Below are 15668 nucleotides of genomic sequence, written 5' to 3' on the forward strand. Positions count from 1 at the left end.
AAGATATAAAAAAAGCACACTTTATAAGGTGCGCTTTTAAGTAAAAATATTTTTTAATTAGAATTTATAGCTTAATCCAATAGTATAATAGGTTTGTAATTTGTTGTCTAAATCATCAAAAGAAGTTGCTGTTGCAGGAACTTGAGTTAAAGCGTAGTTTAAAGCTTCTTGTTTGTTACTTCTTAAACCAAAATCAAAACCAACACCAATCATTTTCCATAAAGTATAACCAAATGAGTTTGTCCATGTAAAGTTTGATAAATCGCTACTTTTATAGCTTTGGAACGTAGAGAAGTTTGTTTTAAAGTTTATAGCTCCTATTTGTCTTGTGTAATCTGCAACAATTTTGGCTCCTAATGAAGATTCAAAAACAGTATCATTATCGCTAAAAACAAAGTTATAGTTTAAAGGATGAATAACAACTATTAAATTTTGAATAGGCGTCCAAGTTGCACCAATACCTAAATCTAAATAGCCAGGGTCGTTAAAGTTGTCTAGCAACGTTGTTCTGTATTCCATTAATCCAGAAGCTGCTAGTGTTTTAGTTATGTTTCTTCCGTATAATGATGAAATATTAAAGACATCAGTTGTTGGATTGAAGCTATCATCATCAGTAGCATCATCTTTGTTATCCAATTTTACCCAATTCAAATTAGTGTTTAATGAGTTTCTCCAAAAGAATTTTTCTTCGATTAAATTAGCATAGGCATTTAAAGTAAACCCAATATTACCTGAGGCATTATTAGGCGTCCCTTGAGAGTACCAATTATTGAAGTTAGATAAACTACCGCCAATAGTACCAAAAGCACCTTTTCTCCATCCTGGAAGGGCATCAATTTTAGCTTGTAAAGTATTTGCTTCTGCTTGAGCGGCATCTGCTACAGCTTGTTTTTCTGCTTTTTGTGTTTGTAATTCTTCTTTAGTTTGTGCATTTATTGTTGAAATTCCAATAAATAAGATAAGCAATAATAATACTTTTTTCATTTTTTTAAGTTTGATGTTTTTTGCAAATATAAATAGTTAGACACCTTATTGGAGTATTTGGTCACACTAAATATTATTTATTCTTGTAAAGCGGAACAGAAGAGCAAGCTTCACCATACATGATTGACTTAGCAATAGGTTTTAGTTTTGTCGCCAACATAATATATGCATTCTGAGGCACCGGTTTTTTTGAGCAGCCTTTTATAATCACAGGTTTGTCTTTAAACTCGGTAATATTTAAATTGTTTAAGATATCTTGATATATAGCTGTTTCTAAAGCGTTAAGATTACCAATAACAGTTTTTTTAGAAAAAGATTCTAAATGAATACTTATAAGCATATAAGCCCAACCAGGAATTATAGCATCTGAAGTACAAGTTAATGCTACATAACAATCTTTGTATTGCGACCAATCAAATTCGGTTACTTGGTTACGAAAGTCTTTTTCACGCAAAACAAACCCTTCATATAACCAATTCTTAATATCAAAAAGGATACGTTTACCTTCAGGATAATAATCTTCAAGGTTTAAAGTTATTAATTTGCTATTCGCTACGCGATTTATAATTTCGTCTGGCATTATGTGTTTTTAAATTTTAAAGAAAATCTTCTCGTATTGGAGCAAATCCGTCAATAAGTTTAACATTCTCTGTTAATGTTTGAATACAGTGATTAAGATTAGATTCTACTTTAAAAACATCGCCTTCATTTAAAAGGTATTCACGATCTTCAATGAATAATTTAAGAGATCCACTTGCAACATATGAAATTTGTTCATGCGGATGATTGTGTGGTGGATCAGGTTGTGCCATAGGTCCATTTGTAAACTCAATAACAGTAATCATTAAATCTTTTAAATGAACCACTTTTCTATTTAAAGTAGGGCTTAATGCCACAACGTCTTCTTCCTGTTTTATAACTTCTTTTATCATGGTGTTTAGTTTTAATTTTAAAGCATTCCTAATTCTAATTTAGCCTCTTCACTCATAAGTTCTTGCGTCCATGGCGGATCGAAAGTAATCTCAACTTCTGCGCTTTTTACAGCGTCTAAAGATTTTACTTTTTCTTCAACTTCTAAGGGTAAAGTTTCAGCTACCGGACAATTAGGCGTTGTTAAAGTCATTAATATTTTTACGTCGTAATCTTCGTTTACAAAAACATCATAAATTAAACCTAATTCGTAGATGTCTACAGGTATTTCTGGATCGTAAATAGATTTTAAAACATTTACTATTTTTTCACCTAATTCAGCAGTGTCTATTGTGTTGCTCATTTTTTAATGTTTATGCGTTTATTTGTTTAGTCGTTTAGAGGTTTTATAAACAGCTAAACGTTAAACGAATTAACCTTATTTCAATTGTGTTTGGTATGCTATGGCATACATTTTTAATTGTTTCACCATGCTTACTAAGCCATTTGCTCTAGTTGGTGATAAATGTTCTTTTAAACCAATTTGATCAATAAAATCGGTATTAGCGTCTATAATATCTTTTGGATGCTGATTTGAAAACGTACGAATTAAAATAGCAATAATACCTTTAGTAATAATAGCGTCACTATCGGCAGTAAACTCTATTTTATCCCCTTTCATTTCTGCATGAACCCATACTTTGCTTTGGCAACCTTTTATAATGTTACTGTCGGTTTTATATTGTTCGTCAATTAAAGGTAAATCTTTACCTAAATCAATCATGTATTGATAACGTTCTTCCCAGTCTTCAAACATTGAGAATTCGTCTATTATTTCGTTTTGAATGTCTTCAATACTCATACTTAAAATTTTATGTAAAAATACAACATCAAACGTTCCTATTCAATCTTTTCTGAAATTGATAGAATTTCTTTAACAAGTGCTTCAATTTCTTTAGGCGGATTACCATGATCGAAAGGGGATGATTCATAAGTTACTTCTCCTTTAGTTATTTTTAAATGCGCTAATGCAGCACCATCAAATTGAAACTTTTTACTTGGTGCTTCAAGAGTTGAAATGGCTTCAATATTTAATGTTTTAATAGTTTTTAAAATGGCGTTCCAATTTTCTTTATTAGTTTGCTTTATAACAGGTTTACCATCTCTTTTTGAAGCTATAGAAATACTTTTTTTAGTAATCTTGATATATTTATATGTACCCCTTGAAGATGCAGAATATTCAAAACTCGTTGTTTGATTTTCCACTTCTTTAGTAGCAGATAATAGCAACTTTTTTTTATTATAAAACGAAAACCCGTTTTCTGTAAAAATTACTAAATTGGTTTTTTTAAATGCTTTAAGAAGATTAGTTTCTAGATCGTTCTTGTTTTCTTCACATAACATTCTGGTGGAGCCTAAATCACTAAATTTTAATGCTAAATTGTTTAAAGAATAAGATCCGAAAAACCGATTACATCCTGAAAACCCTGAAACTTGCTTCGTACTATCGTTAAACGTTATGTTGAGTTTACTTGATGAGACATCTTTCTCATTTAATATGTTTATTTGATATGTGCCATGCAGTTCTTTTAAAAGGGTATCATCATTTTGTTCTTGTATCATCATAGAATAATCTGTTGAATCTCCACAGCATCGTAATATAATCATGCTGAAAAGCATTAGAAAAAATTTCATATACTAAGGTGTTTTTAATTTTAAAAAGGAAAGTACAAAAAAGAAGCCAAACTTAATTTAAGAGAGCATCATTTTTGCTTTCTTAATGCCTTCAATTAAAATATTAATTTCTTCTTTTGTGTTATAAAACGAAAACGAAGCTCTAACAGTTCCTGGAATGCAATAGAAATTCATAATAGGTTGTGCACAATGGTGACCTGTTCTAACGGCAACACCTAATTTATCTAGAATACTGCCTACATCGTAAGGATGTATACCTTCTAGATTGAATGAAATAACCGATGCTTTTTGTTTTGAAGTGCCGTAAATTTTTAAACCTTCTATTTCTAGAAGTTTTTTAGTACCATATTCTAAAAGTTTATGCTCATACTCTGCAATAGCATTAAAACCAATCGTATTCATATAATCTATTGCAGCTCCAAAGGCAATACCTCCACAAATATTTGGTGTGCCAGCTTCAAATTTATGAGGTAAACCAGCGTAGGTTGTTTTCTCGAATGTGACTTCGGCAATCATTTCGCCACCGCCTTGATAGGGTGGTAATTTGTTTAACCATGCTTCTTTTCCATACAACATACCAACACCTGTTGGTCCACACATTTTATGAGCTGAGGTAACGTAAAAATCGACATCTAATTTTTGAACATCTGGTTTTATATGTGGAGCAGATTGTGCGCCATCAATTAAAACAGCTGCGCCTACTTGGTGTGCTTTTTCTATAATGTTCTCAATAGGGTTTATAGTGCCTAAAGCATTTGATACGTGATTTACAAAAACAAGTTTTGTGTTTTCTGATAGTAATTTATCAAATACAGACATGACCAATTCACCATCTTGGTTTATTGGGATGACTTTTAAACTGGCTCCTGTGCGTTCGCAAAGCATCTGCCAAGGCACAATATTACTATGATGCTCTAAAGCTGAGACTATAATCTCATCTCCTTTTTTTAATAAGGCAGAAAATCCGTTTGCAACTAGGTTTATACTGTGTGTGGTTCCTGATGTTAAAATGATTTCATGCGCATGTTTTGCATTGAAATGCTTTTGAATTTTAATACGTGCTTGTTCGTATAAATCGGTTGCTTCTTGACTTAAGGTATGTACACCACGATGAATATTTGCGTTGTAGTTTGAATAATAATCTACAATAACATCTATAACTTGTTGTGGTGTTTGTGATGTTGCTGCATTATCGAAATACACTAATGGTTTTCCGTTTACTTTGCGAGAAAGAATGGGGAAATCTTTTCTTATGTCGTTTACCTTGAACATAGTTTTATGTCTAGCCCCGATAGTAGCGGCATCCTTTTTTGTTTTTTTCAAAAAAGATATAGCGGATAGCGGGAAATAGCTTCAAATAATTTTATAGATCGAATCCAATATTAACACCTAATTTTTTAGCGATAATTTTGGTGATACGTTGTTTTATTTCTGGTATTTTAACCGAACTTAATACGTTATTACTAAAGGCATACATTAAAAGTGCTTTGGCTTCTTTTTCTGGAATACCGCGCGAACGCATGTAAAACATAGCGCTTTCGTCTAATTGACCAATGGTACAACCGTGAGAACATTTTACATCGTCGGCAAAAATTTCTAGTTGTGGTTTGGTGTTTATAGATGCTTTATCGCTTACTAAAATATTGTTGTTAGATTGAAAGGCGTTTGTTTTTTGCGCTTCTTTTTCTACAACTATTTTTCCGTTGAAAACACCTGTTGAATTATCGCCAAAAATGCCTTTGTAATCTTGATGACTTTCGCAATTAGGTTCGATATGATGTACCAAAGTGTTGTGGTCTACATGTTGTTTGTTTCCTAAAATGGTTACACCTTTTAATATAGAATCGATTCGCTCGCCTTCTTGATAGTAGTTAAGGTTGTTACGTGTTAATTTACCTCCAAATGAAAAAGTGTGTACTGATGCTACACTTTCTCGTTTTTGTTTGATGAAGGTGTTGTCTATTAAGGATGCGTCGCTATTATCGTTTTGTATTTTATAATAATCTACAATAGCACGTTTGTTTGTAAAAATTTCGGTAACACTATTTGTTAATACCGCATTTTTGGTTAAGCTTTGGTGACGCTCTATAATTTGTACATGCGAATTCTCTTCTACAACAATTAAGTTACGTGGTTGTAACATTGTTGCCGATTCGTTTCCTGTAGAGAAATTTATAATTTGAATAGGTTTATCTACCAATTTGTTTTTTGGTATGTATATGTATGCACCTTCGCTTGCAAATGCTGTGTTTAATGATGTTAAACTATCTGTACTTGCAGCTTTATTGAAATAGTTTTCAATAATTAAACGGTATTTAGGTTTTGTTAAAGCTGAAGACATAAGGCAAACATCCATACCATCGTGCGTTGTACTAGATAGATGTGACGCATATTTTCCGTCAACAAACACAACTTTATAGGTGTCTATTTCATGAATAAAATATTTTTGAACATTTCTATATTCAATAACATTTTCTTGCTTAGGAAAAACGCTATAGTCTTCTTTTAAAATTTTATTTAAAGAGGTGTATTTCCAAGCTTCTTCTTTTTTAGATGGAAAGCCTTTTTCTTTAAATATTTTTATAGCATCGTTTCTAACATCGTGTACATAGGACTCTATGTCTACTTGATTATCAACAATTAAAAAGGATGATAATAATTTTTCTTTTAAATCCATATTTCAGTCTTCAGTGGTCAGTCTTAATTAAGCAGTTAAATGCACTTCTAAGTCTGTATAATTTATAACTGTTTTATTATTTAATAGATTAGTAAGAGTAATCAGAATTTGAGGAAGCTACTGCTAACTGCTAACTGAATACTGAAACTAATTATGCGTTTACTTCTTCTTTAATCCAATCGTATCCTTTTTCTTCAAGCTCATGTGCTAATTCTTTTCCGCCAGATTTTACTATACGACCATTGTAAAGTACGTGTACAAAATCTGGAACGATATAGTCTAATAAACGTTGGTAATGTGTAATTACAATAACAGCGTTTTCTTTGCTTTTAAGTTTGTTTACACCATTAGCAACAATACGAAGTGCATCAATATCTAACCCTGAATCAGTTTCATCAAGGATGGCTAGTTTTGGTTCTAGCATAGCCATTTGAAAAATTTCGTTACGTTTTTTCTCGCCTCCAGAAAATCCTTCGTTTAAAGAACGTGATAAAAATTTTCTATCGATTTCTAACAATTCTGCTTTTTCACGAATTAGTTTTAGCATGTCTTTAGCAGGCATATCTTCTAAACCTTTTGCTTTACGAGATTCGTTAATAGCTGTTTTTATAAAGTTAGTTACAGAAACTCCAGGTATTTCAACTGGATATTGAAATGATAAAAATACACCTTTGTGAGCACGTTCTTCTGCGGCTAATTCATTAATGTCTTCTTCGTTAAAAAGAATATTACCATCAGTAACTTCGTATTCTTCTTTTCCTGCAATAACAGCAGATAGAGTACTTTTTCCAGAGCCGTTAGGCCCCATTATAGCATGTACTTCTCCTGGTTTTACTTCTAAATTAATGCCTCTTAAAATGGCTTTATCTTCAACACTTGCGTGTAAATTGGTTATTTTTAACATACTATTTGTTTCCTAAATTTTACTATTTTTAATTTCGTTGGTTTAATTGACTTTTAATATTTCGATAATTTCAATTTTATTATCCCAAAGAATTTTATCGTCTTTTTTATTAGTAATTTTTACTTTTAATTCAACAGTAACCATATCAGTAGGTTTTGTTTTGTGCTTTTCTGTTAATCTGTTAAGTTCCTGTGTTTTGTTTGTTAAAAATACGCCATAAATCTCTGAATTGGTTTGTAGAACAGCAGCGTCATCATAAAAAACATAATTACCTTTTAATGTTTTTATTTCTTCTTTAACTTCTTTGGTTTCGTTTTTACAACTTAAAATAGTTGTTAGAATAAATACAATAAAAAATGCTTTTTTCATTTTAATCAATGTTTCCGATTTAATATAATGAGATTCCTGCTTTCACAGGAATGATAATTAACCTACACTTCCTTCTAAACTTATTTCTAATAGTTTTTGTGCTTCTACAGCAAATTCCATAGGAAGCTTATTTAATACTTCTTTACTAAAACCATTTACAATTAATGCAATGGCTTTTTCTGTATCTATACCACGTTGGTTGCAATAAAAAATTTGATCTTCACCAATTTTGCTAGTTGTAGCTTCGTGCTCAATTTTAGCTGATTTATTTTTAGCTTCTATATATGGGAAAGTATGTGCGCCACATTCGTTACCCATTAACAAACTATCACATTGCGAAAAGTTACGAGCATTATCAGCTCTTGAATTAATTTGAACTAAACCACGATAACTGTTTTGTGATTTCCCAGCCGAAATTCCTTTTGAAATAATGGTTGACTTCGTGTTTTTACCTAAATGAATCATTTTTGTACCAGTATCGGCTTGTTGGTAATTGTTTGTTACTGCAATTGAGTAAAACTCACCAACTGAATTATCGCCTTTTAATACACATGATGGGTATTTCCAAGTAACTGCAGAACCTGTTTCAACTTGTGTCCAAGAAATTTTAGCGTTTTTTTCGCATAAACCTCTTTTGGTTACAAAGTTGTAAACACCACCTTTTCCTTCTGCGTTTCCAGGGTACCAGTTTTGTACTGTTGAATATTTTATTTCGGCATCATCTAAAGCAATAAGCTCTACGACGGCTGCGTGTAATTGATTTTCGTCTCTGCTTGGAGCTGTACATCCTTCAAGGTAACTTACATAACTACCTTCATCTGCAATAACTAGAGTTCTTTCAAATTGTCCTGTTCCTGCTTGGTTAATTCTAAAATAGGTTGATAATTCCATCGGACATTTTACGCCTTTTGGAATGTAACAGAAAGAACCATCACTAAAAACAGCACTATTTAAGGCTGCATAAAAGTTGTCTTTCGTTGGAACTATAGTTCCTAAATATTTTTTCACAAGTTCTGGATGCTCTTTAATAGCTTCAGAAATACTCATAAAAATAATGCCTTTTTCGCCTAAAGTTTTCTTGAATGTTGTTGCAACAGACACAGAATCTACAACAATATCCATAGCAACATTGTTCATTTTTTTCTGTTCATCAACCGAAATTCCTAATTTCTTGTACATAGCAAGTAAATCTGGATCTACATCGTCTAATGTTTTATTAGGATCGACTGCTGTTGGAGCAGAATAATAAGCTATTGCTTGAAAATCTGGTTTTTCATAATTAACATTCGCCCATTCTGGTTCGGTCATATCTTTCCAAACCTTAAAGGCTTCTAATCTCCAATCTGTCATCCATTGTGGTTCTTCTTTCTTTTTAGAAATAGCACGCACAATATCTTCATTTAAACCAATAGGAAATGTTTCAGATTCTATATCGGTATAAAAACCGTATTCGTATTCTTTTGTTTTAAGCTCTTCGCGTAAATCGTCTTCTGTATACTTCGACATAATTACTTCTTATTTTTTATAATGAAAACGATTCTCCACAACCACAAGTGCGGTTTGCGTTAGGGTTATTAAATACGAAACCAGTTCCGTTTAACCCTCCTGAATATTCTAGTGTAGTTCCTATTAAATATAAAAAGCTTTTTTTGTCAACAATAATTTTTACACCATTGTCTTCAAATACTTTATCACCTTCATTATTTTCGTTATCAAACTTTAAATCGTAAGACAATCCAGAACAACCACCACTTTTTACACCAACGCGCACAAAGTCTTCGGTTGGGTTATAGCCGTCATCAGTCATTAATTCAATAACCTTTTTCTTAGCTGTATCAGAAACTTTTATCATAATCTTTAATTAGATTTCGTCTAAATAGACTGCAAATATACAATATAAGTCATGGATTTCCATACAACCTAACATTATATTAGCATATGGTTTAATAGGTTTTTGTTATGGATTAAAAAACCACTGTTTGTCTAATGATCTGATAAGTTAAATTCATTTAATAGCATAATTACTAAAAATTACTCGTTTATAAAATAAGCTTCTTATTTTTGCAGCATGATAGAAGATAAAAACCAACAACGGACACAATTAAGTGATTTAGGCGAATTTGGACTTATAGATCATTTGACTAAAAATTTTATGATTAAACAGCAGTCAACAATTAAAGGTGTTGGTGATGATGCTGCAGTTTTAGAATTTGAGAAAAAGAAAATTGTTGTAACAACCGATTTGCTTATTGAAGGTGTTCATTTCGATTTAAGTTATGTGCCATTAAAGCACTTAGGGTATAAAGCAGTTGTAGTAAACCTTTCCGATGTATATGCTATGAATGCAACAGCAACACAGATTACTGTATCTATTGCAGTTTCTAATAGATTTCCGCTTGAAGCTCTTGAAGCTCTGTATGCAGGAATTGAAACGGCAGCAGGTATTTACAATATTGATGTTGTTGGAGGTGATACAACATCTTCTACTACTGGGTTATTAATTTCTATTACTGCTATTGGTGAAGTTGAACATGATAATGAGGTTTATAGAAGTGGCGCTAAAGCAAATGATTTACTTGTTGTTACTGGTGATTTAGGAGCTGCTTATATGGGGTTACAAGTGCTTGAACGCGAAAAAGAAGTGTATAAAGTAAACCCTAATAACCAACCAGATTTAGAGATGTATTCTTATTTAATGGAACGTCAATTAAAACCTGAGGCTCGTAAAGATATTATTGAGTTATTGAAAGATTTAGATGTAAAGCCAACAGCTATGATTGATATTAGTGATGGTTTGTCTTCTGAAATTATTCATTTATGTAAGCAAAGTAATGTTGGGTGCGATTTGTATGAGACTAAAATTCCGTTAGATCCACAAGTGATTTCTGTGTGTGAAGAATTTAATATTGATAGTACTACAGTAGCTTTAAATGGGGGAGAGGATTATGAGCTATTATTTACAATTTCACAAGCTGATTTTCCTAAAATTAAAGCAAATCCAAATTTTACAGTAATTGGTTTTATGAAAGAAGCTAATTCAGGTATTGATTTAGTTACAAGAGCAGATACAAAAATACCTTTAAAGGCACAAGGTTGGAAAAATATTAATGACTAAAAACTAATAACTTACTATTAATAAGTGATTGTTCTTTAGTTCTAATTTTGCGTTTGTAATGAATGCGTTCTAACACATCGTTTATTTCTTTAAATTTGGGAGTGAGTTCTGTTAATTTTCCACTACCATTTGTAGTAAGTTCTTTTTTGCAGTTTTTACAGGTGTATTCTTTAACATGATATGTCACATTTCTAGTTACACGAAAGTCGTGACCAAACATTTTGCACTGAATGTTTTTCATTTATTTTCTTTACTATTTATTAGCCTTAATTAGAGCATGTTAAAGTATTGAAAAAGATTCGTTAATTTTTAACTGCGTGCAGGTAAATCGATGAAGCGGTTGTTTTTGTCTTTGAACGTAATATTCTTTTAGAGTGAATACGCTCAAGGATGTCGTTAATTTCTTTAAACCTTGGTGTTAATTCAATTAATTTTCCATTACTATTTGTTGTTAGTTGTTTTTTACAATGACAACAAGTATATTCTTTAACATGATAAGTAACTTTTTTTGTTACTTGATAATCATGTCCAAAAACACTACAGTATATTTTTGGAATTAAAGTTGGTTGATTAGTTTTTTTTTCCATGATGAAAACTATTTTGACCTAAATATAGAAAAAAAACACAACAAACACGTTTAATAACTTATTTTTTCGATGAAAACATTTATTTCTTGTAAGAAACAACTTTCATTTTCGATATGACTCATGTGTCCGTCTGGGAATTCAACAACTTTAACTTGTGATTTTTTTGTTTGACTTACTAAATTATTATAATTTAATACGGGATCTCTTTTACTAATAATCATCATTAATTCATAATCATTATTAAGTAATAAAAAATCTCTATTTTTTCTAATTTTCATGCCTTCTAAGGCGGCTATAATTCCTTGTAATGGGGTTTTTAATGCTTCCTTTTTTATTTGTTTTATTTCTTTAGAAAAAATGGTTCTGTTTTTTGGTATAAATAAATTAGATATAGCAAGTTGTATAAATGTTTTATGGTTTTGTTTTACAGCAGCAATAGCTCTGTCTCTATTAATTTGTTTTTCTTTAGAGTCTGCTTGTGCTGTAGAATTCATAAGGCATAAACCTTCTGTTTTGTTTGGGTATTTTTCTGCGAAAGCGAGTGCAACATAGCCTCCCATTGAGTGCCCAATAAATGTTACTTTTTTTATTTTCAAATGAGAAATAACTGCCTCTACAACATCGGCCATAAGTTCCATGCTATGTATGTAGCCTAGGCAACCTGTTTTACCATGGCCTAATAAATCAATACAAATGACTCTGTTTTTTTTTGATAATGCGGAGATAAATGGAAGCCACATATTACTGTTTTCTAAAAAACCATGTAGCAATACAATGGCTTTTCCTGTGCCTTCATCAGTGTAATTAATAGTGGTTCCTTTGAAAATTATATTCATATTAAGCTTTTACCTTTTTTATTGCAGAAAAAGCTTTATCTACAAATTCTTCTTCAACTAAGATTGTGAATTCGTTTGTAGTTGAAATAACTTCGTAAAGCACTATACCTTCCCAAGCTAATCTTTTAAAAAATTGATAGTATAAACCTGCTATTTTAGAGTTGTCTTGTGGAAGATTTACACTAATAGCTGATAGTCCGTCTTGAGTTGCTAGAAACGTTTCATTTTTAAAACATTCTTTAGTGAAGTCATCTAAAATACTGGAGATTATAATATTACTTTCATGAATACCTCTTGTAAACGTGTAAAATAGTTTTGTTTCTTGATTTATTTTTTCTAATATTTTAGCGTGATTGTCTATTATGGTATCCGAGTTTTTAATGGTGAAATCAGTAAGATTAGATCGAACAGTTATGTCTCCTAAATTCTGAATCACTTTTTTCATTTTTATCGAATTTCCAAGTGTTACTGGAGGGTTGTAGCGTCTTAAAGCCATCATAATAGCACCTGGCTTAACTTCCTTTTTTAGCATTCTGCTAATGGGCTCAGTTAATTCAATAGCCAAAGCACTAAAGTTTATGATGTTTCTTGATAGTGCTTCTTCTAAATAAGGTTGTGTTATTAAAATATCTTCAACACAGTTTGATACCGTTTTCATTTGGATAATATTTATTGTCTTTTAATGTCTACATCTTTTATTGTTCTGAGTTATTCAGTCATTTTAAGCTTTAAACAATATACTAGATGTTAATTATTTAACAGTTTGTGCAAAAATATACTTTTTTTTTAATAAATATCTTTATTGCTTAAAGTAGTTATAGTTTAGCGCTCAAATTAATGAAAATGAAGGTATTGAAATTTGGAGGCACATCAGTTGGCTCCATTGAAAATATATGTAACGTTAAGAATATTATTAACGACGGTAAAAAAAAGATTGTTGTATTGTCTGCTATGTCAGGTACAACAAATCATTTAGTATCTATTTCAAAAAATATTGAAGATAAGCTTCCTAATGAAGCTATTGATAAGATTAATGGTTTACATGAAACTTATTATAAGACAATTGATGGTCTTATAATAAATGATGATTTAAATAAAAATGTAAAAGAATATATTTCTAGTATTTTCAATTTTTTAGTTGAATGTACTTATAAGTCTTTTTCAACAGTTTTAGAAAATAATATTCTTGCACAAGGAGAGTTACTTTCTACTTATATGTTTAATGCATATTTAAAACAAGAAGGGATTCGTTCGGCATTATTACCAGCTTTAAGTTTTATGCGTATTGATGAAGCAAAGGAGCCAAACATTGAGTATGTAAAAGAACATTTTGCAACAGTTTTAAATGATGCAGAAGATTCTGATATATATATTACTCAAGGATTTATTTGTTTAGATGCTAATGATGAAGTTTCTAATTTGCAACGCGGTGGAAGTGATTATACAGCAACAATTATAGGTGCTGTTATTAAGGCTGAAGAAGTGCAGATTTGGACAGATATTGATGGGATGCATAATAACGATCCTAGATATGTTGAAAATACAAAGCCAATTTCTAACTTATCATTTGATGAGGCTGCCGAATTAGCGTATTTTGGTGCTAAAATATTGCACCCACAAACAGTGACGCCTGTTAGAAAAGATTGTATACCTGTGCGTTTAAAGAATACAATGGATCCAGAAGCTTATGGGACTTTAATTTCAAGTGAAACTTCTGAAAACGGGATTAAGGCCATTGCTGCAAAAGATAATATTACTGCCATAAAAATTAAGTCTGGTAGAATGTTACAGGCTCATGGTTTTTTAAGAAAAGTATTTGAAATTTTTGAAGTTTATGAAACCTCTATTGATATGATTACGACATCGGAAGTTGCAGTGTCGTTAACTATAGATGATGATAAAAACTTAGATAAAATAGTCGCTGAGTTAGATGCGTTTTCATCAGTAGAAGTGGATAAAAACCAAAGTATTGTTTGTCTTGTTGGGCATTCAGTGGTTATCCATGAAAACACCTATAAGTTATTTCAAATATTACAGGATATTAAAATTAGAATGATATCTTATGGAGGAAGTAATAATAATATTTCCTTGTTAATAAACTCTAAAGATAAAATTAACACGCTGCAAAAACTAAACGATTATTTATTTGAATTAGTCACTCTATAAAATACAATTTTAGTATTGCTAGCGAGAGGGTTGTATTTTAAAATACAACCCTCTTTTGTTTTTTTAAGAATTCATTAAATCTTCAATTTCTTCAATTTCAATAGGTATGTTTTTCATAAGGTTTAATGGCTCGCTAAAATTTTGAATAACAACATCGTCTTCTAAACGAATCCCAAAACCTTCTTCAGGAATATAAATGCCAGGTTCAACAGTAAATACCATATTGGCTTGCATTGGCTCGGTTAATATACCGTAGTCATGTGTGTCTAGTCCCATATGATGAGATGTTCCATGCATAAAATATTTTTTGTAAGCTGGCCAATCAGGGTTTTCATTTTGAACATCTGCTTTGTCAAGTAGTCCTAAACCTAAAAGTTCAGAAGTCATTATTTTCCCGACTTCTGCATGATATTCTGCCCAATCAGTTCCAGGAATAAGCATTTTTGTTGCTTCAATCTTCACACTGTTTACTGCATTGTAGACATCTTTTTGTCGTTGTGTATATCGACCAGAAACAGGAATTGTACGTGTCATATCACTAGAATAGTTGGCGTATTCAGCAGCAACATCTAGAAGTAATAAGTCGCCAGACTTACATTGTTTATTGTTCTCTAGGTAGTGTAATACATTCGCATTATTTCCAGAAGCAATAATGGGGCTGTAAGCAAACCCTTTTGAGCGATTGCGTAAAAATTCATGCATAAATTCTGCTTCAATTTCATATTCCCAAACATCAGGTTTTAAAAAGTTTAACACACGACGAAACCCTTTTTCGGTAATGTTACAAGCATGTTGTATTAAGTCTATTTCAATTTGATTTTTAACCGAACGTAGTCTTTGTAAAATAGGAGCACTTTTAGCAACAGAATGAGCTGGATATTTGTTTTTTAACCATTTTATGTAGCGATCTTCTCTGGTTTCGGTATCAATCGATGATCTATAATGCTCATTTGTGTTTATGTAAAGAGTATCGCATTGAGTCATTAATTCAAACATAATTTTTTCCATGTCTTTTAACCAATACACAGTTTTTATTCCACTTGTTATAAAAGCAGCTTCTTTAGTTAGTTTTTCACCTTCCCATATAGCAATATGTTCATTAGTTTCTTTTAAAAATAAAATCTCACGATGTTTTTCTTTTGGACAATCTGGAAATAAAATTAAAATACTTTCTTCTTGATCTATACCGCTTAAATAAAAAATATCTCTGTGTTGTTGAAAAGGCAAAGTGCTATCTGCACTTATGGGATATATATCATTAGAATTAAAAACAGCCAAACTATTTGGTTTCATTTTTGAGATAAAGTTTTTTCTATTTTTTACAAAAAGGGAGCTGTTTATCGATAAGTATTTCATAATTGCTTGTAAATATTAAATATGCATTAACTAAAAAACAAAGCTAAATAAATAATATATTAATAATTGT

General features: G+C 31.1%; 19 protein-coding genes. 2 read left to right on the forward strand and 17 right to left on the reverse strand.

Going from position 1 to position 15668, the window contains the following annotated elements; all coding sequences use genetic code 11:
• Positions 1–57: 57 nt before the first annotated feature.
• The 12 genes from ACH5TW_RS10940 to ACH5TW_RS10995 all read right to left on the reverse strand — a co-directional run bounded on the left by ACH5TW_RS10940 (position 58) and on the right by ACH5TW_RS10995 (position 9390).
• A complete protein-coding gene (locus ACH5TW_RS10940; protein WP_439336542.1) occupies positions 58–984 on the reverse strand; it encodes a DUF3078 domain-containing protein in 927 nt (308 codons plus the stop codon).
• Between the two features lie 73 nt (positions 985–1057).
• Positions 1058–1564, reverse strand: a complete 507-nt coding sequence (locus ACH5TW_RS10945) for a DUF2480 family protein (RefSeq protein WP_439336543.1) — start codon at positions 1562–1564, stop codon at positions 1058–1060.
• A 16-nt stretch (positions 1565–1580) separates the two neighbouring features.
• Positions 1581–1916, reverse strand: coding sequence for a cupin domain-containing protein (locus ACH5TW_RS10950; RefSeq protein ID WP_439336544.1), 336 nt, complete (start codon positions 1914–1916; stop codon positions 1581–1583).
• A gap of 17 nt (positions 1917–1933) precedes the next feature.
• Positions 1934–2257, reverse strand: coding sequence for an SUF system Fe-S cluster assembly protein (locus ACH5TW_RS10955; RefSeq protein WP_439336545.1), 324 nt, complete (start codon positions 2255–2257; stop codon positions 1934–1936).
• Between the two features lie 75 nt (positions 2258–2332).
• Positions 2333–2755, reverse strand: coding sequence for a SufE family protein (locus tag ACH5TW_RS10960; protein WP_439336546.1), 423 nt, complete (start codon positions 2753–2755; stop codon positions 2333–2335).
• Positions 2756–2793: 38 nt separating this feature from the next.
• Positions 2794–3588: an META domain-containing protein gene (locus ACH5TW_RS10965; RefSeq protein ID WP_439336547.1), complete on the reverse strand. Its 795-nt coding sequence runs from the start codon at positions 3586–3588 to the stop codon at positions 2794–2796.
• 57 nt (positions 3589–3645) lie between these two features.
• The gene (locus ACH5TW_RS10970; RefSeq protein WP_439336548.1) at positions 3646–4860 is read right to left on the reverse strand and encodes an aminotransferase class V-fold PLP-dependent enzyme; all 1215 of its coding nucleotides are present in this window, start codon (positions 4858–4860) and stop codon (positions 3646–3648) included.
• A 91-nt stretch (positions 4861–4951) separates the two neighbouring features.
• A complete protein-coding gene (sufD, locus tag ACH5TW_RS10975; RefSeq protein WP_439336549.1) occupies positions 4952–6265 on the reverse strand; it encodes a Fe-S cluster assembly protein SufD in 1314 nt (437 codons plus the stop codon).
• Positions 6266–6416: 151 nt separating this feature from the next.
• Complete coding sequence (sufC, locus tag ACH5TW_RS10980; protein WP_439336550.1) at positions 6417–7169, reverse strand: Fe-S cluster assembly ATPase SufC; 753 nt, start codon at positions 7167–7169, stop codon at positions 6417–6419.
• Positions 7170–7211: 42 nt separating this feature from the next.
• Positions 7212–7538, reverse strand: coding sequence for a hypothetical protein (locus tag ACH5TW_RS10985; RefSeq protein WP_439336551.1), 327 nt, complete (start codon positions 7536–7538; stop codon positions 7212–7214).
• A 57-nt stretch (positions 7539–7595) separates the two neighbouring features.
• Positions 7596–9044 carry a Fe-S cluster assembly protein SufB gene (sufB, locus tag ACH5TW_RS10990; RefSeq protein WP_439336552.1) on the reverse strand — a complete coding sequence of 483 codons (1449 nt, stop codon included), beginning with the start codon at positions 9042–9044 and terminating at the stop codon, positions 7596–7598.
• Positions 9045–9060: 16 nt separating this feature from the next.
• Positions 9061–9390 carry a HesB/IscA family protein gene (locus ACH5TW_RS10995; RefSeq protein ID WP_439336553.1) on the reverse strand — a complete coding sequence of 110 codons (330 nt, stop codon included), beginning with the start codon at positions 9388–9390 and terminating at the stop codon, positions 9061–9063.
• A 216-nt stretch (positions 9391–9606) separates the two neighbouring features.
• Between ACH5TW_RS10995 and thiL the strand changes: the two genes are divergently transcribed.
• A complete protein-coding gene (gene thiL, locus ACH5TW_RS11000) occupies positions 9607–10653 on the forward strand; it encodes a thiamine-phosphate kinase (protein WP_439336554.1) in 1047 nt (348 codons plus the stop codon).
• On the opposite strand, the gene ACH5TW_RS11005 is transcribed toward thiL, so the two are convergent.
• The 4 genes from ACH5TW_RS11005 to ACH5TW_RS11020 all read right to left on the reverse strand — a co-directional run bounded on the left by ACH5TW_RS11005 (position 10643) and on the right by ACH5TW_RS11020 (position 12734).
• Positions 10643–10894: a DUF1660 family phage protein gene (locus tag ACH5TW_RS11005; protein ID WP_439336555.1), complete on the reverse strand. Its 252-nt coding sequence runs from the start codon at positions 10892–10894 to the stop codon at positions 10643–10645. The genes thiL and ACH5TW_RS11005 overlap by 11 nt on opposite strands.
• Before the next feature lie 61 nt (positions 10895–10955).
• Positions 10956–11240, reverse strand: a complete 285-nt coding sequence (locus ACH5TW_RS11010; protein ID WP_439336556.1) for a DUF1660 family phage protein — start codon at positions 11238–11240, stop codon at positions 10956–10958.
• 50 nt (positions 11241–11290) lie between these two features.
• Positions 11291–12076 carry an alpha/beta fold hydrolase gene (locus ACH5TW_RS11015; RefSeq protein WP_439336557.1) on the reverse strand — a complete coding sequence of 262 codons (786 nt, stop codon included), beginning with the start codon at positions 12074–12076 and terminating at the stop codon, positions 11291–11293.
• 1 nt (position 12077) lies between these two features.
• A complete protein-coding gene (locus tag ACH5TW_RS11020) occupies positions 12078–12734 on the reverse strand; it encodes a hypothetical protein (RefSeq protein WP_439336558.1) in 657 nt (218 codons plus the stop codon).
• A 185-nt stretch (positions 12735–12919) separates the two neighbouring features.
• Between ACH5TW_RS11020 and ACH5TW_RS11025 the strand changes: the two genes are divergently transcribed.
• Positions 12920–14242, forward strand: coding sequence for an aspartate kinase (locus ACH5TW_RS11025; RefSeq protein ID WP_439336559.1), 1323 nt, complete (start codon positions 12920–12922; stop codon positions 14240–14242).
• 63 nt (positions 14243–14305) lie between these two features.
• Here ACH5TW_RS11025 and ACH5TW_RS11030 read toward each other — a convergent pair whose 3' ends face one another.
• Positions 14306–15598 carry an aminopeptidase P N-terminal domain-containing protein gene (locus ACH5TW_RS11030; RefSeq protein WP_439336560.1) on the reverse strand — a complete coding sequence of 431 codons (1293 nt, stop codon included), beginning with the start codon at positions 15596–15598 and terminating at the stop codon, positions 14306–14308.
• Positions 15599–15668 lie beyond the last annotated feature (70 nt).

This window comes from Thalassobellus sediminis (assembly GCF_044386045.1).
Lineage (GTDB): Bacteria > Bacteroidota > Bacteroidia > Flavobacteriales > Flavobacteriaceae > Thalassobellus > Thalassobellus sediminis.